The organism is Flaviflexus ciconiae (assembly GCF_003971195.1).
In the GTDB taxonomy this organism is placed as follows: domain Bacteria; phylum Actinomycetota; class Actinomycetes; order Actinomycetales; family Actinomycetaceae; genus Flaviflexus; species Flaviflexus ciconiae.
Map to the genome: position 1 here is coordinate 1,148,877 of NZ_CP034593.1, position 17,102 is coordinate 1,165,978.

A 17,102-nucleotide genomic window follows, 5' to 3' on the forward strand; every position below is an offset into this window, starting at 1 on the left:
TATCACTCCCCCAAGGATACTGGCAGGAGCATATTGCTCGAGCTTATCCTTGCTCGGCGCGTGCCGGGAGGAGCTGTGCGCCAAGCGCGTAAAGGTCCCCCACCCCGTTTGCGTGATTCTCTTCCGACATTTCCCGGATACGTTGAGACAGTGCCGAAAGATCCTCGGTGACCGCCACTCGTTGCTCCGGGGTGAGATAGGCAACCGCGAGCATGACGGACTGGTTTTGGTCCTCGTCCATGACGTCGGGGACTCGTCCCCGAAGGTACTCAAGGATGGCGAGCGAGGCCGCCCTGCCATCCTCGCTGCCCCTCTCTGAAGGATCGGGTTCGGGTGGATTAATCCGTGTTTCGTTCACGCTCCACCAGGTCTCCCGAGCATCATCCCCGACCCGCTTATTAATGAATCCACCGGAATGCAAGATCGACAGGTGGTACGACACCTTGTTGGCAGCGGCACCGATCTCGCTGGCAAGATCCGAAGTCCTCGCCTCCCCCATCGCGTCCATGACAACGAGGATCTGAAGCCGCAGGGGATGCGACATTGCCTTCAGGCGGGTTATCTCGTCACTCATATTTCTCCCAGTCCGCTGGCGCGGGGATGGCCCGCACTCTTCTCGAGAGTAACCCAATAACGAGACTGGCAAGCGTTACGCCGGTAAAGATGACTGCCACGAGGCTGGAGTTGTACGCCTCAAGGATGATGCCGGCAATAAGCGGAGCAAAGGCGGAGAGCGCCTGGGCAACAATGTTGATGAGGCTACTGACCCTGCCCTGGAAAGACTCCGGGGTCCGGCCCAGGATATAACCCAGCATCGCCGCATTGGCGATCGGTATGCCAAGCCCAAGAGCGAAGGAGCATCCCATCATCACCCAGTAGTTGTCCGAGAAGACCAACGGAATGCTGCACAGCGTGTACCAAACAAGAGTGAGGATCGCGATCAGCCCTGTCGGTAGCTTCTCCGCCACTCGCCCTGCGACCGTGGACACCAGAATGAGTGCTATGCCGGTGGCTGCACCCAGGTAGCCGACCTCGACCGCGGGATATCCCTGGGCGATAAGGGACAGGACCATGAGCGCCTGAATCCCGGCAATACCAAAGTTGATAAGCGTGATAACAACGCTGAGAATAAGGATCGTTTTCCGAGAAGCCATGTAGCGAAGACCCAAAACAAAGTCCGCAACCATGCTGGGCCGCTTAACCGGCTCCCCCTCACCCGCAGACAGTGATGGTTCGCCGACTGTCGCCTCGTGTTTGATTGTCGGTACTTCACCAGTCGGCGACTCAGTTGCCGGTACTTCTGCTGTTTTCTTTTCATCGACCCGTGGCACAAGCGAGCGCTCGATCCGGGAGAAGGCAAATCCCTGAACTGCCAGGAAAACTGTTGAGATGAGGTAGGGAAGCCACGGGAAGAAGCCGTAGAACAGTCCGGACAGCGGCCTGCCAGCAAGGTGGACGGCGGCGTCCCTCCCCTGGTTCGCCGCCTGTGCCTTCACGAAGCCGGTGCCCGACACGATCGAACGCAGTGCCGCGTTCGTTGCCTCGCCGAAGAAGCCGTGGACGAGAGCCAGGATGCTCATGAGCACAACAAACGACAGGTAGGTGAGGTGACCCGTGAATACGTACAGGAAAATTCCCGCGCTCACGACCGACGCGAAGATCGAATAGAGATAAATGAGCCGGCGGCGATCGCTCCGGTCAGTAATGACACCACCGGGGATCGATGCTACGAGCATGATGACCAGAATGATCGTTTGTAGCAGACCAGCGGAACCTTCCGAGCCCGTTAGATCGTAGACAACGAAGCTGACGATAAAAAGCGAGAAGGTGCGGCCGATCATGCCGGTCGTATCGCCAATCAGCCACCGCACATAGTCCCGGTTAGCCCAGATTGACTCCCCGCCGACCCCACGCGAGCTGCCCGGCCCCAAGGCACGACCCTCACCAGATGTGGAGCCGTGCTCCGATGCGGCGGCCCGACCAGAAGCAGAGCTCCGGCCGCTTGCAGAACCCTCGCCAGGCACGTTGCCCGACCCGAAGGTGTCGTTGGCGGTCGTTGCACCACCATCTTTTGCTGTCATGACTCGAGCGTAAACAACAATCCAATTTAATTCAATAATTTTGCGCAATTAGTTTGCACTAATTTTGGGAAGGGTTATTGTCGATGGGGCGTGTCGAGATTTGCGGGCGGAATCCCCACCGAAGGAAGCAGGTTCCGCTCCCGAAAGAACGGCGGTGGGAGCGCTTGAGTTTGGAGTTTTCTTGAGAGTCCTTGAGTTTGGGAGCGTCAGGGACTCGTCGCCACCACTGCTACGACCCCACCGCATACCGGGGCGTTCGCGAGCGTTTAGGGGCGCTCATCGCGAGTTCTAGGCCCATCGCATACCGGGGCGTTCGGGAGCGTTCGGGCATAGCGGAGGAACTGTGACAAAACTAGACAGAGGGCTTTGACCTGGGGAAATGTACCGACATGTCAGTTGTTGGAGATTCCTGGTCTTTTCCCTTAGGTCCCATGTAGGTCCGATTTGGTGTCGATACTCTGATCGAAATTTCAACTAAGTGTCGAGGGCCACAGCCAATCCCCCTACGTCGTGGGGAACTGTTGCCAGTAAGGAGCTCGTCATGGACCAGTCATCACGCTACGCAGATCTTTCCCTTCGGGAAGAGGACCTGATCGCAGGGGGCCGACACATCCTCTGTGCCTACCACCTGAGGCCAAAGGCAGGGGTGGGCTTTCTGGAGGCCGCCGCCCATTTTGCTGCCGAATCATCGACGGGCACGAACGTTGTCGTGTCGACAACCGATGATTTCACGAAGGGCGTTGATGCCCTTGTATACCAAGCCGATGAAGCAAGCGAGGAAGTACGGATTGCCTTTCCGCTTGAACTCTTTGATCGGAACATGACCGATGGTCGGATGATGATGGTGTCGTTCCTGACCCTGACGATCGGCAACAACCAGGGCATGGGAGACATCGAGTACGCGAAGATGTACGACTTCTACATGCCGCGCGCAGCCATCAGCCTCTTCGATGGTCCCGCGAAGGGAATCAGGGACCTGTGGCGGATCCTCGGTCGACCGGTTGAGAACGGTGGCTATATTGCCGGCACGATCATCAAGCCGAAGCTGGGCCTTCGGCCCAAGCCCTTTGCGGAGGCCGCCTACCAGTTCTGGTTGGGCGGGGATTTCATCAAGAATGACGAACCGCAGGGCAATCAGGTGTTCGCCCCAATCAAGGAAACAATCCCGCTCGTTGTGGATGCGATGAGGCGGGCCATGGATGAGACGGGCGAAGCGAAGTTGTTCAGCGCTAACATCACCGCCGACGATCACGACGAGATGCTGGCACGCGGCGAGTTCATCCTCGATGCTTTCGGCCCGGACGCTGACAAGGTCGCATTCCTCGTCGATGGCTACGTGGGCGGCCCGGGCATGATCACCACGGCACGCCGCTGGTTCCCGAACCAGTTCCTCCACTACCACCGCGCCGGACACGGCGCCATCACCTCCCCCAGCTCAAAGCGCGGTTACACGGCCTACGTGCTGGCAAAGATGTCTCGCCTTCAGGGCGCTTCCGGCATTCACGTGGGCACGATGGGATTCGGGAAGATGGAGGGGGCGGCCAACGATCGGGCAATCGCCTACATCATCGAACGAGACCAGCACGACGGCCCGGTCTACTCCCAGGACTGGTACGGCATGGCACCCACGGCACCCATTGTTTCGGGCGGCATGAACGCCCTGCGTTTGCCGGGCCTGTTCACGAACCTCGGCCACGCCAATATCATCAACACCGCCGGCGGTGGAGCCTACGGCCACATCGACGGGCCAGCAGCCGGTGCCCGGTCACTGCGCCAGGCGCACGCCTGCTGGGAAGCGGGAGCGGACCCGGTCGAGTGGGCCAAGGACAACCGGGACTTCGCCCGGGCTTTCGAGTCCTTCCCCGCGGATGCTGACGCGATCTATCCGGGATGGCGGGAGCAACTTGGACTAGGTGGGTGATATGAGAAGGGCACTCAGTCTCACCCAGTACCTCCTCCAAACCGGAGACAACACCGACAACGCCTATGCGCACGTCCTCTCCCCCGTCGCTATCGCACTCAAGGTCCTCTCGGCCACAATCAGTCGAGGCTCCCTGATCCTCCCCGGCAGAACGCCCGACCAGGTGAGGGACGGGGTGGACCAGCGATGGCATGCAGACGAAACCGACCGCACCCTCCAAGAAGCAGCGGTCAAGACGATCCTCACCCATGGAGCCTCCGGCGACCGACTCGCCGCCGTCTCCTTCTCCCACGAGGAAGAGATCCACCAGGTCTGCGACGGACCCGACGCCCGCTATCTGCTCGCAGTGGACGCCCTCCACCGGCCCACTTCTCTGATCGAGAACCAACCGATTGGGCTCACGTTCTCCATCATCGAACGATCAAAGGAAGGCGGCCCGGTTACCGAGGGCGAGTTCCTGCGCTCGGGGCACGACATTCTCTGTGCGGGGCTTGCCCTGTTCGGGCCCGCTACCATCCTCCTTGTCAGCACGGGTGAGGGCGTGGACGCATTTACTCTCGACCGAGAGGTAGGAAACTTCGTTCTTACGAGCGCCGACATGACGCTCCCGTCGGGTTCCGACGTTCTCGCCATAGACCTGTCGCACGCCGATACGTGGAGCCCCGCCGTACGCAGGTATGTGGATGAACGCATCCGGTCCTCGCAGACTGGCGAAGGCCGCCCCGCGATCATGCGGTGGAACAACTCGGCCGTTCTCGGGGCGTTCCGGGCAATCATGAACGGCGGCATCTTCCTTCTCCCCCGCCTTGCACCAAGGGAGCCGGGTCCAAAAGACAATCCGAGTTCGCAATCGGTACAGCACTCGGCAGATTCTCAAGGAGACCAGGGGTCTCACGAGCTGGAGAGCGCGGAGTCAATGCCAGACGTTGCCGACGCAGGGGCTTCCGAGGGCTCTGCCGATTCGCAAGCTACCAAGGACTCAGCTCCACACCGGTGGTCGCAGTCTGTGCGGAACCCGCTTGGTACACCCGAGGAGGGCGTTCCCCTGATCCACACGGCGGGTCCGATCGCCATGCTGATCGAGCAGGCGGGAGGGGCAGCGACCAACGGTGGGTCTCGGATCGCTGATCTCGTACCCCAATCGCTACACGAGCGGGTTCCGATCATGCTCGGCGCTACCGGAGACGTGTTTCTCATCGAACGGTACGCGGACGAGTACGAGAAGGGTTACGCAACCGAAGTCGAGTACCCGCTGTTTCACAATCGCACACTATTCATTCAAGGCACCTAGGAGGAACCATGTCGCGCAAGCATCCCATCATCGCGGTCACCGGATCATCCGGTGCCGGAACCAGCACAGTCACCGAGACCTTTCAGCAGATATTCCGCCGCGAAGGCATCACCTCAGCCATCGTCCCCGGTGATTCCTTCCACCGATACAATCGGGCGGAAATGAAGGCGGTCCACGAGGAAGCGGTCTCACAGGGCCGCCTGCCACCCAGCCATTTTGGCCCCGAAGCCAATGACTTCCCGAGCCTTGAGAAACTGTTCGCTCAATACGGTGAGGACGGCACCGGGCAAACCCGCACCTACGTACACGACATCGAGGAAGAAGCAATATACGGAACCCCTCCCGGGACCTTCACGCCATGGCGACAGATTGAGGAGGGCACGGACCTCCTCTATTACGAGGGCCTCCACGGGGCCGTGCACACCGAGGAGGTGGACGTGGCACGCCACGTTGATCTCTGCATCGGTGTCGTTCCCATCATTAACCTCGAGTGGATCCAAAAGATCCACCGGGACCGGTCAAGCCGCGGATACTCGGCCGAAGCGGTGACCGACATGATCCTGCGACGCATGGACGACTACGTCCACTACATCTGCCCGCAGTTCAACAACACCCACGTGAACTTTCAGCGGGTCCCCATGGTCGACACATCCAACCCCTTCACGGCCCGCTCAATCCCCACCGCCGATGAATCTATGACGGTCATTAGGTTCGCAAACCCACGTGGTATCGACTTCCCGTACCTATCGTCCATGATCGCGGGATCTTTCATGTCCCGCGCCAACTCCATCGTGGTTCCCGGCGGGAAGACCGATTTGGCCATGCAACTCATCCTCACCCCGATGATTTGGCGGCTGATCGATAAGTCAAGAAAAGCAAAGGGCCTACCCGGCCTCACGTACAAGAGCGCGTTCTAGCGGCAAACAAAAGCGGACGACTGCCTCCACCAGGAGGGGAGCCGTTCTCAACAAGTCGGGGCGGTCTTCACCGACTCCGGGGCCCTCGTCACCGGGTCAGCTCACATCTTCACCAAGTCGCGACCCGTCTTCAACCAACTAGGGACCGCGTCCACTACCTCGACACCTGCCCACGCATCTCATTCAGCAACTGTCACCGGTAGCAAGACCACCAACTCCGCCACGAACCCATCGTACTGCTGGCCCGGAAGCCCACCACCGCTTCCGGGCCGGCACATGTTCGATGCTCCATTGGGTCGATTCCCTACGCGCCTGTGTAGGTGTATTCGTAGAGGATGTGGTCGCGGCGTTCGCCGGCGATCTCCATGTAGTTCTTTGCTTCCCCGATCTTGGTGAATCCGTTCTTTTCGAGAACACGGATCGACGGGATGTTGCTGGGCAGTGTGGCTGCCATGATCCGCTTGAGGCCGAGTTCCTCGCAGGCGAAGTCGATCGCTTGTGCCACGGCTTCTGTAGCGCAACCCTTGCCGCAGGCTTCTTCGGCAATCCAGTATCCAATTTCGCAGGACTGATAGGGACCCAGTTCGATCCGGTCGAGAACAAGCTGACCGATGATCTTGTCTTGGTCCAGGACGACAAAGGGAACTTCGGATCCCTGTTCGTGGTCTGCCAGCTTGGCAGTCATGAGCTTCTTCTGGAAGTCCAGGTCGTAGTAAGAATCCTCGCGCCGTGGTTCAAACGGCGCGAGGAATTCTCGTGATGCCACGATGAGGTCCGTCAGCTCTTCGACGTCCATCGCGGTAACGACTCGTATTTTTATCATGGACTCACATTAGGTGAGTGGCGCTTCTCCATCGACGGGACGTGCCGAGACAACTTCCTCAACTGGAAGGGTCTTGACCGGCAGGGTCTTCGGCTTAAACGACGGCCGGGTCGCCTCGAACTCGGTGATCTTGTCTTCCTGACGCATGGTGAGCCCGATGTCGTCAAGGCCCTCCATGAGGCGCCAGCGCGTGTAGTCATCGATCTCGAAGGTCGTTGTGAACGAACCGGCGGTGACGGTGCGTTCGACCAGGTCAACGGTTACCTCGGTGCCGGGCTCGGTTTCGAGGATCTTCCACAGCTGCTCGCAGTCATCCTGGGTGATGATGCCGGCAACAAGGCCCTGCTTGCCGGAGTTGCCCTTGAAGATCTCCGCGAAGCGGGGCGCCAGGACGGCACGGAAGCCGTAGTCCTTGAGTGCCCACACGGCATGCTCGCGGGAGGAGCCGGTGCCAAAGTCGGTTCCGGCAATGAGAACGGAACCATTCTTGTAGTCGTCCTGGTTGAGGACGAACTCGGGATCGTTGCGCCAGGCAGCGAACAGAGCGTCTTCGAAGCCGGTGCGGGTGACGCGCTTGAGGTACACGGCCGGGATGATCTGGTCCGTGTCAACGTTGGAGCGGCGCAGCGGGACGCCGATACCGGTATGGGTGGTGATTTTCTCCATGATCGCTCCTTACAGGTCGGCGGGGGTCGAGATGGTTCCGCGGATCGCGGTGGCTGCGGCAACGAGCGGGGACACGAGGTGGGTGCGGCCACCCTTGCCCTGACGGCCCTCGAAGTTACGGTTCGAAGTGGATGCGGCCCGCTCACCCGGGGCAAGCTGATCCGGGTTCATGCCCAGGCACATGGAGCAACCGGCGTTACGCCATTCGGCGCCGAACTCCTTGAAAATCTGGTCGAGGCCCTCGGACTCCGCCTGAAGGCGGACGCGAGCGGAACCGGGAACAACCATGACGCGAACATCCGGGTCCTTCTGCTGTCCCCGAATAACGTTCGCAATGTTGCGCAGGTCCTCGATCCGGCCGTTGGTGCACGAGCCCATGAAGACCGTATCGACACGAATGTCCTTGAGCTTCGTTCCGGGAGCCAGGTCCATGTACTCAAGTGCGCGCTGAGCGGCGGCGCGCTCCGCCTCGTCGGCAAAGTCCTCCGGGTCCGGAACCTCAGCCGAGATCGGCAGGCCCTGGCCCGGGTTGGTGCCCCAGGTGACGAAGGGCTCGAGGTCGTCAGCATCCAGCTCGACAACCGCATCGAACTCGGCGTCATCATCGGTGCGCAGGGACTTCCAGTACTCAACGGCGCGATCCCACTCTTCGCCCTCGGGGGCGTGCGGGCGGCCCTTGATGTACTCAAAGGTCGTCTCATCGGGGGCAATCATGCCGGCGCGGGCGCCAGCCTCAATCGACATGTTGCAGATCGTCATGCGGGCTTCCATGGAAAGAGCCTCGATGGCCTCGCCGCGATACTCGAGCACGTAGCCGGCGCCGCCGCCGGTTCCGATCTTCGCAATGATGGCGAGGATGATGTCCTTCGACGTCGTGCCGGGACGCAGCTTACCGTTGACGTTGATCGCCATGGTTTTAAAGGGCTGTAGCGGCAGAGTCTGGGTGGCGAGCACGTGCTCAACTTCGGACGTACCAATACCCATGGCAAGAGCGCCGAAAGCGCCGTGCGTCGACGTATGGGAGTCGCCGCAGACGATCGTCATGCCGGGCTGGGTGATGCCGAGCTGTGGGCCGACGACATGAACGATGCCCTGCTCGGAGTCACCGAGCGAGTGGATACGAACACCGAAGTCCTTCACGTTCTTGCGGAGCGTATCGATCTGCTTGGCAGAAATCTTGTCCATGATCGGCAGGTCAATATCGACGGTGGGGACGTTGTGGTCCTCGGTCGCGATCGTCAGGTCGGGACGGCGTACCTCACGACCAGCCAGGCGCAGGCCCTCGAAGGCCTGGGGGCTGGTGACCTCGTGAATGAGGTGCAGGTCAATGTAGAGAAGGTCCGGAGCTCCGTCTTCGCCGCGGGCGACGATGTGCGACTTCCAAACCTTCTCGGCCAGGGTAGAGCCCATGACTTTCTCCTTTGTCTCAGATGCGAGTAACACGCGCGCCGATTCGGATTACGCGCTGTGCTTGAGGCAACTGTACACCACTTGCGTATCAAAGGGCGAGATGACAATATCACTCTATGGACACTTCACAGGGATCTGGAGTCGGCGTTCTCGACAAGGCCGCCGCAGTACTTGGCGCACTGGAATCCGGGCCGCACACGCTCGCTCAGCTCGTTACCGCAACCCATCTAGCACGGCCCACGGCGCACCGCTTGGCCGTTGCTCTCGAGTACCACCGCTTCGTTACGAGGGACATGCAGGGGCGGTTTATTCTTGGCCCCCGCATGGAAGAACTAGCGTCGGCAGCCGGTGGGGATCCGCTTCTTGCCGCGGCTAAGCCCGTTCTTATTGCACTGCGGGACCACACGGGCGAATCCGCCCAGCTGTTCCGCCGCCAGGGCGATGTCCGCATCTGCGTTGCCGCTGCCGAGCGCAACCTGGGCGGCCTGCGGGACTCCATCCCTGTCGGTGCCGCACTGTCGATGCTGGCGGGCTCCGCAGCCCAGGTTCTTCTTGCCTGGGAGGAGCCGGATCGCCTGCACCGCGGCCTCCATGGGGCGAACTTCACAGCCACCACTCTGTCGGCTGTTCGCCGCCGCCGTTGGGCACAGTCCGTGGCCGAACGGGAAGCCGGTGTCGCATCGATTTCCGCACCCGTGTGGGGCCCGAGCGGACGCGTTGTTGCAGCCGTTTCCATCTCCGGTCCAATCGAGCGCATGGGACGCCAGCCCGGCCGTCAGCACTCCGTTGCCGTTGTCGCCGCCGCTAACCGGCTCACCGAGGTCCTGAAGAGGTCCGAAGACTACTAATCTGGGAGAATAGCGGCATGAAGCCCACTCTCCTCGTGACCAACGACTTCCCTCCCCGCGCGGGAGGGATCCAGACCTACCTGGAAGGCTTCGCCCGGCAACTCGATCCCGACAAGCTCATCGTTTATGCGTCCTCTCCCCCGGACGGCGGAGCAGAGGAATATGACGCGAACGTCCCCTACGAGGTCATTCGCTATCCCGGCACCATGATGCTCCCCACCCCGAGGTGGAGAAAACAATGATGAGCATCATCAAAGAGAAGAACATTGAGAACGTGTGGTTCGGCGCCTCCACACCGCTTGGCATCATGGCGAAGGCCGCCCGCAAGGCGGGCGCCAGCCAGACCATCGCCACCACCCACGGTCACGAGATCGGCTGGTCCATGATCCCGGGAACCCGGCAGTTTCTTGCCAAGATCTTCCGGGACAACGACATCGTCACCTACCTGACCAAGGCAACCCTCGAGCGGCTCCAGCCGGTTCTTGGCGACACCGAGCTGTTGCGGATGCCGGGGGGAATCAATCCCGAAGTCTTCTCATTCGACGCTGACTTCCGGGTCGAGCTCCGCGAGCGCTACGGCATTGCCCAGGACGCTCCCGTCGTCATCTGCATCTCCCGCCTCGTGAAACGCAAGGGCCAGGACCTGCTCATCAACAATTGGCACCGAGTATCGGAGCAGTTCCCCGAGGCTCGCCTCGTCATCGTTGGTAAAGGCCCGTACCGGGAGAAGCTAGATGCCATGCACGAGGCGTCTCCGGCCAAGGACTCGATCATCTTCACGGGCGAGGTGCCATATGCGGAGCTGGCTGGCCACTACTCGCTCGGCGATATCTATGCCATGCCCTGCCGCACGCGCGGCGGCGGCCTTGATATTGAGGGCCTCGGCATTGTCTATCTCGAGGCCTACGCAGCCGGCCTCCCCGTTATTGCCGGTAACTCGGGTGGTGCGCCGGAGGCAGTGATCCCCGGGGAAACCGGCCTGGTCGTCAACGGCCGTTCGGGCAATGCCCTGGTCTCTGCCCTCACCTACCTCCTCGAGGATCCCGAGCGCGCGAAAGCCATGGGAGCCCGCGGGAAGGAATGGGTGGATGGGGAATGGCGCTGGGAGCACCTCATCAAGCAACTGAAGTCGGTTCTTTAGAGCACTCACTGGGCAAGATTCATTGCCCCAATTCGTTAACGCACCTACTAGCGCAGATCCCCAAGGTTATTAGCGCCAGCAGGTGAGTCTCACCTTCTTGCCTTTCGTAAGTCAATCCACCTAGCGAGACTTTCCGCACTACCGCACGCTTGTTGCGTACTGTGAGCCTAACCACTTGCGACGACAAAGTAGGAACACATGACTAACTGGCGTATCCGCGACTTCCAGCCAAGCGACCTCGATGGTTTTCTCCGTCTTTGGGAGCAGTACATCGCACAGGTCGATATCCCGGTCTATGCCCTCAACGAGGTCATTGCTTCTACCCGGGCCGATACTGCCGTTGTGGCCGTCATTGGGGAAGAGGTCGTTGGTGTCACGGTAGCTAGGGCCGCCCACGATCAGGCGTGGATCGTGTTCTTTGCGGTCGACGCGAAATTGCAACGCCGCGGCATTAGCCGCGCCATGCTCGCCGCTATTGAGCAGCGCCTTGCCTCCACGGGTATCAGCCAGATGTCGATCCTGGTTCCGGACGAGATCGAGAACATCGTGTCGCTCTCCCGTGCAGGCTTCGCCGATCAGCGTCACCTACGCTACTTCGAACGCACCATTCCCATCCGCCAGGAAGAGATCCTCCTGCTTCGGGAGCTGGGCGGGCGAATGTTGGGAAGGGACCGGTGGGATGCGATCGGTGGAATGACGACCGAGAAGGATCTGCTTGAGCGCAGGCTGATCCTTCCACTAGCCAACCCGTCTACAGCTGAACAGTTTGGTGTTGTCCCACCGCGTGCCATTGTCCTCTTTGGTCCGCCCGGTACCGGCAAGACCACCTTCGCTAAGGCCGTGGCTTCACGGCTCGAGTGGCCCTTTGTTGAGGTCTTCCCCTCCCGCCTTGCCGCTTCCCCGAAGGGGCTTGCTGGCGAGCTGAGAGAAGCATTCGAGCGTATTGACGATCTCGATCATGCTGTCGTGTTCATTGACGAGGTGGAAGAGATCGCCTCTCGTCGCGGCGGAGAGCCGCCCTCACCAACTCAGGCAGTCACCAACGAGTTACTCAAGGTGATCCCGAACTTCCGGGAGAAGCCCGGCAGGCTTCTCATTTGTGCCACGAACTTTATTCGGGCTCTCGACCCAGCGTTCCTACGCCATGGCCGATTTGATTACGTCATCCCGATAGGCCTGCCCGATGAGGGGGCACGCCACGCTATCTGGCAGATGTTCATTCCCCCAACCATCAGAGAGAACCTGGATATTGAGCCGCTGGTTCAGGCAACCGACGGCTTCTCCCCCGCCGATATTGAATATGCCGCGCGTAGTGCATCGCAGGTCGCTTTCGAGCGAGCACTCGCCAACGGCCACTCGGCAGAAGATCCAGCCCCGACGATCGGTACGACCGAGGGACCAAGTGTCGATGATTACCTCTCAGCTATCTCGCAGACCAGAGCCACGGTCTCCGCAGAGGTCGCCCGCGAGTTCGAGGAAGACATCGAGGCACTTGCACGGATCTGACCTTGTCAGAGTCAGCTATGCGAGTCGTTCCAGGGCGTCCCGTACCGAGCCGCGAAGGATTTTCTGGATCCTCGTGACGAGCATGTCGGGGTCTTCTTGTCCATCGGTGAGGAGCCAGCGGAGCAGGTGTCCGTGAACGATCGAGGCATAGTGGTCGACAATGAACTGCCGATCAACAGTGCTTAGGACAATGTCGCCTTCTAGTTCGGTGACGATCGCTTCCATCATGAGCTGAAACTGGCCGAGGAAGAAGGCGTCGCGCCTGCGGTGAGAAAGGGAGTTCATAACGGCCTGGGTCTGCTCCATGTTTGCATTCATGTACCGAAGCAGTTTCCGGTAGCCGTCTGCCCACTGGTCGTAGGAGGCGTGCTCCATTATGTGGTTGGCGATCTCCTGCTCAAACACCCAGGCAGCAAGATCGTAGACGTCCGCAAAATGATAGTAGAACGTCTGACGGTTGATGCCGGCCTGAGCAGTCAGGCCCGAAACCGTCACCCGGTTAAGTCGAGTGGTGAGTAGCTGTTCCTTAAGTGAGCGAGCAAGTAGCTCCTTTGTCGCCTGCGACATGGCCACCCCCTCAGAAACGTTTATACCTCCAATCATAGGACGCACGTCCCGGTTCGGCGGTAAAAGGGGCCCTGCCTGAGCTAGTAATTTCAGTGATTGCGACACCTTCGGGTTTCTGTCTATATCGCAGTGTTTAGGGCGGGTCTTAGCGTGAAAGGGAGGCGACGACGATGTCGCTAACAGTTTCAGTGACAGGACAGGAATCATGTTTCTCTTCGAATCTATCCCCTGGTATTCATGGCTCATGTGGTTCGTCGTACTCGGCGCACTCATCGGCCTCAACGAGGTAACGAGAAGATGGAAGGCCGGCGGCATCGCCTTCTTCATTATTCTCCCGATCATTCTCACAATCTTTGTATGGCCAACAACTGCAGGTGCAGATTCTTCTACCGGCACCTGGTTCCACTGGGTCAAGGTCTACTCAGCTCTCGCCGGAGCTCTTGGCTTCATGGCGATCCGTTACTTCCCCAAGCTCGCAGCTAATAAGAAGGTCCTCATCTTCCCGGCAGCTATCCTCGCCATCAATATTGCCGAGGCCTGCATCCGTGACTTCCAGGTGGGAGCCATGAACGCCGACGGCATCGTCGATGGCGTGTACATGCTGTCGGGTTCTTGGAACTGGATGAACGGCGTAGCCGGTCTTCTTAACCTCGTTGCGATTTGCGGATGGGCGGGAATCTTTATTTCCAGGGACAAGTCGAAGGACATGATCTGGCCTGACATGCTCTGGTTCTGGATCATCGCCTACGACCTGTGGAACTTCGCCTACGTCTATAACTGCGTTGGTGACCATTCGTTCTACGCCGGTGGGGCACTCCTCATCTCCTGCACTATCCCCGCATTCTTCATCAAGAAGGGCGCCTGGCTCCAACACCGGGCCAACACCCTGGCCCTCTGGATGATGTTCACTATGGCGGTGCCGACATTTGTCTCCGACTCAATGTTTGCCGTCGAAACCTCCAGGAGTCCCGTCGCCCTCTTTGTCATCTCGGCACTGGCATTGGTCGCCAACGTCGCTCTCATCATCTACCAGATCCGCACAATCCTGAAGAAGCGCCTCAACCCGCTCAAGGATGAGCTGTACACGGATCACCCCGAATACAAGGCAATCGTTGCCGCAAACACCCCGGTTGAGCCTCTGGACAGCCGAATTGCCGCCGACACGTTCGACAAGATGGCGTAACCAGAACACCTGCGGAACATACTAGGTCTCCACAGGACAAGGGAAGGCTATGTCGGACTCAGTGTCCGCCATCGGACGAGAGAATCTGCTGCGGGACCAGTCAAGCCAGTGCCAAATAAATGAATCCGTCATAGAACCCGCGGATTTACTGCGGAAAGGGCGACGCGTCTGTCAGTGTGGAGTGGCCACATACTGACAGACGCTTCGCTCATTGATCCAGGGCTAGTGAAAGAGCCCGACTTCTATGAGGTTACGAGTAGTTGATTGTCGAAGGACTGAACTACTTAGCGGTATTCTTCTCGTTCGACCATTCGATCTGTGGGGTGACCCCAGCATCCTTAATCAGGTTGTAGATGGGGCAGCGGCGCTCAGTCTCATTCACGAGGGTCCCGAACTGTTCAATATCAAGGTCAGCGGTGATCTTCACGGAACCAACAACGGTCTGGAAGTGCGGGGAAACGCCTTCCACACCTTCGAAGCCACGAAGATCCAGGGTTCCGGTGATCTCAATATCGACACCGTCGATCTCGTAGCCACGTTCGGCAGCAACGGTTTCGATGACGACAGCAATGCAACCTTCGAAAGCACCGATGAGGTACTGGAAGGGGTTCGGACCGGAGTTGTTACCGCCAAGCCCCGTGGGCTCGGAGACTCGGAAGTTGAACTCTCCAGCGGTGATATCGGTGCTTGCCTGACCGACCCAGGTTCCGGTCGTGGTGAGGGAAATGAGCTTCGGCTTGGTCTGGGTAGCGAGTGTAGTCATGATCTTTTTCCTTAAGTTCTTAGTTTTTGGGTGCGCTGACGCCCGCCCACACTTCGTGGGAGATTACGGGTACGCAAAACAGCGCCTTTTATTGATTGGCGGTGAGCAATATCGAGACTGCTCCGTTGAGCTCTGTGGCTACTGCGGCCTCACGCCGCGACGAACATTCGCATTCTGTCCTCCATCGAACCTGGCATTAGCACCCGCTCCGAATCTCGAAAGGTTGCTGCAGCGTCATAGAGCCAGGACTCTCGACTGCTCGCGATAGTGGTTCCAGATTAAGGGCGTCAACCCCTGCCGTCTACGCATTCCAAAATTTGAACAAACTGCGCAGAACAGACTTTCCGCCGTACCCAGAACAGCCGTGGACAGGTTTCTAACAACAAGAATTGCTACAGATTCCATCCACTTCCGCCGCATTTACCCCCTCGGCATTCACGTACGATTGGGCTATGAGTAATCCGTGGGCCCTGTATGACAATCTCATTGACGCGATCGATGCGTCGGCCAAGGTTTCCGACTACCAGGTCGGCAACATCTGGACCCGAGTCACAGCAGATGATGGGACAAGCGGCGTTGCGATGACAACCGATGTACGGACCCGACCATCAATCTCCACCGAGTCGCTGATTGGCCGACCGCTGAGGGAAGCCGCAATGCTGGTGCGCTCCTGGAACCTGGCGGAGGCGGGTATTGGCGTTGCCGCGATCAATGCCTGGCACAATCATCCAGGGCGCATCCCGTCCTGCGGTTATCGTTTCCCCGAGAACACCGAAGGAACCGAAGGTGCCTTCGACACCTACGCCGAACTGGTTCAGGGTAAGAAGGTCGCCACGATCGGCCACTTCCGGTTTATCGAGAACCGCTTCGAGGGAGTGGGTGAGCTTTGCATCATTGAGCGCAGACCCCGGGACAACGACTACCCGGATACGGCAAGCGAATACATTCTGCCGGAACAGGACTTCGTTTTCATCACCGGATCAACGCTCGTCAACAAGACACTCCCCCGCCTACTCGAGCTTTCCCAAGACGCCTACGTGGTCCTCACCGGACCATCATCAACCATGTCACCAATCCTCTACGACTACGGCGTGAACGGGCTATCAGGACTCGTGTGCACCAACCCGGAGCACCTCACCGAGATTCTCCGCGGCACCGGACGCGGCTTCCCGAGCGCAGCCGGAACCATGGTCGACTTCGCAAAGGTCAAACCAGAGCTGTAAACCTCGTTCGTTCTGGCAACGCCAGCAGGCATAAGTGCAAAGCAAGACTCACGTCATTGAAAAAAGCCTATGGTCGCGGACCAGTTACAGGGCGGACATAGGCTGTCGGTACTGGCTGACACTACGGAGCTAGGCGCTCCCAAGCCCACGCGCGGTCAACGACGCGGTAGCGGATCCTGTCGTGGAGCCGGTCGGGCCTGCCCTGCCAGAACTCCAGGACCTTGGGCCGTACGAGGTAGCCACCCCAGTTGTTCGGCCGGTGGGGCTCCTCACCGGATCTCTCCAGCTTCTCCACCTCATCGAGGAGCACCTGCCGACTTTCGATCACCTGAGACTGCGGGGAGGCAATGGCGCCCCGACGGGAGCCGACCGGGCGAGAGTCAAAGTACTTATCCGATTCGACATCGGTGATGCGCTCCGCCCGCCCCTCGATCCTGACCATGCGGTCGAGCGAAGCCCAGTGGAAGTTCAGGGCAACCCTCGGGTTGACCTTGATCTCAGCGGCCTTGCGGGAGTCGTAGTTCGTAAAAAAGATGATGCCCTCGGGGGTTACCTGCTTCGCGAGAACAACCCTGCTAGATGGACCACCATGCTGATCCACGGTCGAAAGCACCATCACATTCGCGTCACGCTCGTCAGACTCGACGGCTTCCGCCAGCCACTGATCAAAAAGGGGTTTCGGGGACGAAGGAAGGTCCGCCTCGTTCAGTTCCCCGGACTCGTAGCTGCGTCGCATATCTGAGATGTCCATATGAGCATCCT

At 59.5% G+C, this 17,102-nt stretch carries 17 protein-coding genes and 1 riboswitch; of the genes, 9 read left to right on the top strand and 8 right to left on the bottom strand.

Going from position 1 to position 17,102, the window contains the following annotated elements; translation table 11 throughout:
* Positions 1 to 43: 43 nt before the first annotated feature.
* Both EJ997_RS05185 and EJ997_RS05190 read right to left on the bottom strand, forming a co-directional pair.
* The gene (locus tag EJ997_RS05185; RefSeq protein ID WP_126703633.1) at positions 44 to 574 is read right to left on the bottom strand and encodes an ArsR/SmtB family transcription factor; all 531 of its coding nucleotides are present in this window, start codon (positions 572 to 574) and stop codon (positions 44 to 46) included.
* A complete protein-coding gene (locus tag EJ997_RS05190) occupies positions 567 to 2,081 on the bottom strand; it encodes an MFS transporter (RefSeq protein WP_126703634.1) in 1,515 nt (504 codons plus the stop codon). The genes EJ997_RS05185 and EJ997_RS05190 overlap by 8 nt, the downstream gene beginning before the upstream one ends.
* Before the next feature lie 541 nt (positions 2,082 to 2,622).
* On the opposite strand from EJ997_RS05190, the gene EJ997_RS05195 reads away from it, so the two are divergent.
* The 3 genes from EJ997_RS05195 to EJ997_RS05205 are packed head-to-tail and all read left to right on the top strand — an operon-like array spanning position 2,623 to position 6,210.
* Positions 2,623 to 4,002, top strand: coding sequence for a ribulose-bisphosphate carboxylase (locus tag EJ997_RS05195; protein ID WP_126703635.1), 1,380 nt, complete (start codon positions 2,623 to 2,625; stop codon positions 4,000 to 4,002).
* Position 4,003: 1 nt separating this feature from the next.
* The gene (locus tag EJ997_RS05200) at positions 4,004 to 5,293 is read left to right on the top strand and encodes an FIG domain-containing protein (protein WP_126703636.1); all 1,290 of its coding nucleotides are present in this window, start codon (positions 4,004 to 4,006) and stop codon (positions 5,291 to 5,293) included.
* Positions 5,294 to 5,301: 8 nt separating this feature from the next.
* On the top strand, positions 5,302 to 6,210 hold the full coding sequence (locus EJ997_RS05205) for a phosphoribulokinase (RefSeq protein ID WP_126703637.1): 909 nt from the start codon (positions 5,302 to 5,304) through the stop codon (positions 6,208 to 6,210).
* Positions 6,211 to 6,514: 304 nt separating this feature from the next.
* Here the strand turns inward: EJ997_RS05205 and EJ997_RS05210 are convergent, their stop codons facing one another.
* From EJ997_RS05210 to leuC, 3 genes are read right to left on the bottom strand one after another with little or no spacing between them, the layout of a single operon-like run.
* Complete coding sequence (locus EJ997_RS05210; protein WP_126703638.1) at positions 6,515 to 7,033, bottom strand: GNAT family N-acetyltransferase; 519 nt, start codon at positions 7,031 to 7,033, stop codon at positions 6,515 to 6,517.
* Between the two features lie 9 nt (positions 7,034 to 7,042).
* Positions 7,043 to 7,699 carry a 3-isopropylmalate dehydratase small subunit gene (leuD, locus tag EJ997_RS05215; RefSeq protein WP_126703639.1) on the bottom strand — a complete coding sequence of 219 codons (657 nt, stop codon included), beginning with the start codon at positions 7,697 to 7,699 and terminating at the stop codon, positions 7,043 to 7,045.
* A 9-nt stretch (positions 7,700 to 7,708) separates the two neighbouring features.
* Positions 7,709 to 9,109: a 3-isopropylmalate dehydratase large subunit gene (gene leuC / locus EJ997_RS05220; protein WP_126703640.1), complete on the bottom strand. Its 1,401-nt coding sequence runs from the start codon at positions 9,107 to 9,109 to the stop codon at positions 7,709 to 7,711.
* A 116-nt stretch (positions 9,110 to 9,225) separates the two neighbouring features.
* On the opposite strand from leuC, the gene EJ997_RS05225 reads away from it, so the two are divergent.
* From EJ997_RS05225 to EJ997_RS05235, 4 genes are all read left to right on the top strand, one after another.
* On the top strand, positions 9,226 to 9,957 hold the full coding sequence (locus tag EJ997_RS05225; RefSeq protein ID WP_126703641.1) for an IclR family transcriptional regulator: 732 nt from the start codon (positions 9,226 to 9,228) through the stop codon (positions 9,955 to 9,957).
* 17 nt (positions 9,958 to 9,974) lie between these two features.
* Positions 9,975 to 10,199 carry a hypothetical protein gene (locus tag EJ997_RS13405; RefSeq protein WP_228201590.1) on the top strand — a complete coding sequence of 75 codons (225 nt, stop codon included), beginning with the start codon at positions 9,975 to 9,977 and terminating at the stop codon, positions 10,197 to 10,199.
* Positions 10,196 to 11,098, top strand: coding sequence for a glycosyltransferase family 4 protein (locus tag EJ997_RS05230; RefSeq protein WP_228201591.1), 903 nt, complete (start codon positions 10,196 to 10,198; stop codon positions 11,096 to 11,098). The genes EJ997_RS13405 and EJ997_RS05230 overlap by 4 nt, the downstream gene beginning before the upstream one ends.
* 198 nt (positions 11,099 to 11,296) lie before the next feature.
* Complete coding sequence (locus EJ997_RS05235) at positions 11,297 to 12,604, top strand: ATP-binding protein (protein WP_126703642.1); 1,308 nt, start codon at positions 11,297 to 11,299, stop codon at positions 12,602 to 12,604.
* A gap of 15 nt (positions 12,605 to 12,619) precedes the next feature.
* Here EJ997_RS05235 and EJ997_RS05240 read toward each other — a convergent pair whose 3' ends face one another.
* Entirely contained in the window at positions 12,620 to 13,171 is a 552-nt protein-coding gene (locus tag EJ997_RS05240; RefSeq protein ID WP_126703643.1) for a TetR/AcrR family transcriptional regulator C-terminal domain-containing protein, read from the bottom strand.
* 205 nt (positions 13,172 to 13,376) lie between these two features.
* Here EJ997_RS05240 and EJ997_RS05245 point away from each other — a divergent pair, with 205 nt between their 5' ends.
* Entirely contained in the window at positions 13,377 to 14,354 is a 978-nt protein-coding gene (locus tag EJ997_RS05245; RefSeq protein WP_126703644.1) for a DUF5692 family protein, read from the top strand.
* Between the two features lie 280 nt (positions 14,355 to 14,634).
* Here the strand turns inward: EJ997_RS05245 and EJ997_RS05250 are convergent, their stop codons facing one another.
* A complete protein-coding gene (locus EJ997_RS05250; RefSeq protein WP_126703645.1) occupies positions 14,635 to 15,117 on the bottom strand; it encodes an OsmC family protein in 483 nt (160 codons plus the stop codon).
* A gap of 178 nt (positions 15,118 to 15,295) precedes the next feature.
* Positions 15,296 to 15,388, bottom strand: a riboswitch (SAM riboswitch).
* 181 nt (positions 15,389 to 15,569) lie between these two features.
* Here EJ997_RS05250 and EJ997_RS05255 point away from each other — a divergent pair.
* Positions 15,570 to 16,340, top strand: a complete 771-nt coding sequence (locus EJ997_RS05255) for a DUF364 domain-containing protein (protein ID WP_126703646.1) — start codon at positions 15,570 to 15,572, stop codon at positions 16,338 to 16,340.
* Between the two features lie 121 nt (positions 16,341 to 16,461).
* On the opposite strand, the gene pdxH is transcribed toward EJ997_RS05255, so the two are convergent.
* On the bottom strand, positions 16,462 to 17,091 hold the full coding sequence (gene pdxH, locus EJ997_RS05260; RefSeq protein ID WP_126703647.1) for a pyridoxamine 5'-phosphate oxidase: 630 nt from the start codon (positions 17,089 to 17,091) through the stop codon (positions 16,462 to 16,464).
* Positions 17,092 to 17,102: the final 11 nt, after the last annotated feature.

Bases quoted from the DNA above. Each gene is read 5' to 3' on its own strand.
- EJ997_RS05190 (WP_126703634.1), bottom strand. From the start codon at position 2,081: ATGACAGCAAAAGATGGTGGTGCAACGACCGCCAACGACACCTTCGGG.
- EJ997_RS05235 (WP_126703642.1), top strand. From the start codon at position 11,297: ATGACTAACTGGCGTATCCGCGACTTCCAGCCAAGCGACCTCGATGGT.
- pdxH (WP_126703647.1), bottom strand. From the start codon at position 17,091: ATGGACATCTCAGATATGCGACGCAGCTACGAGTCCGGGGAACTGAAC.
- leuD (WP_126703639.1), bottom strand. From the start codon at position 7,699: ATGGAGAAAATCACCACCCATACCGGTATCGGCGTCCCGCTGCGCCGC.
- EJ997_RS05205 (WP_126703637.1), top strand. From the start codon at position 5,302: ATGTCGCGCAAGCATCCCATCATCGCGGTCACCGGATCATCCGGTGCC.
- EJ997_RS05255 (WP_126703646.1), top strand. From the start codon at position 15,570: ATGAGTAATCCGTGGGCCCTGTATGACAATCTCATTGACGCGATCGAT.
- EJ997_RS05230 (WP_228201591.1), top strand. From the start codon at position 10,196: ATGATGAGCATCATCAAAGAGAAGAACATTGAGAACGTGTGGTTCGGC.
- EJ997_RS05185 (WP_126703633.1), bottom strand. From the start codon at position 574: ATGAGTGACGAGATAACCCGCCTGAAGGCAATGTCGCATCCCCTGCGG.
- EJ997_RS13405 (WP_228201590.1), top strand. From the start codon at position 9,975: ATGAAGCCCACTCTCCTCGTGACCAACGACTTCCCTCCCCGCGCGGGA.
- leuC (WP_126703640.1), bottom strand. From the start codon at position 9,109: ATGGGCTCTACCCTGGCCGAGAAGGTTTGGAAGTCGCACATCGTCGCC.
- EJ997_RS05245 (WP_126703644.1), top strand. From the start codon at position 13,377: ATGTTTCTCTTCGAATCTATCCCCTGGTATTCATGGCTCATGTGGTTC.
- EJ997_RS05195 (WP_126703635.1), top strand. From the start codon at position 2,623: ATGGACCAGTCATCACGCTACGCAGATCTTTCCCTTCGGGAAGAGGAC.
- EJ997_RS05210 (WP_126703638.1), bottom strand. From the start codon at position 7,033: ATGATAAAAATACGAGTCGTTACCGCGATGGACGTCGAAGAGCTGACG.
- EJ997_RS05225 (WP_126703641.1), top strand. From the start codon at position 9,226: ATGGACACTTCACAGGGATCTGGAGTCGGCGTTCTCGACAAGGCCGCC.
- EJ997_RS05200 (WP_126703636.1), top strand. From the start codon at position 4,004: ATGAGAAGGGCACTCAGTCTCACCCAGTACCTCCTCCAAACCGGAGAC.
- EJ997_RS05250 (WP_126703645.1), bottom strand. From the start codon at position 15,117: ATGACTACACTCGCTACCCAGACCAAGCCGAAGCTCATTTCCCTCACC.
- EJ997_RS05240 (WP_126703643.1), bottom strand. From the start codon at position 13,171: ATGTCGCAGGCGACAAAGGAGCTACTTGCTCGCTCACTTAAGGAACAG.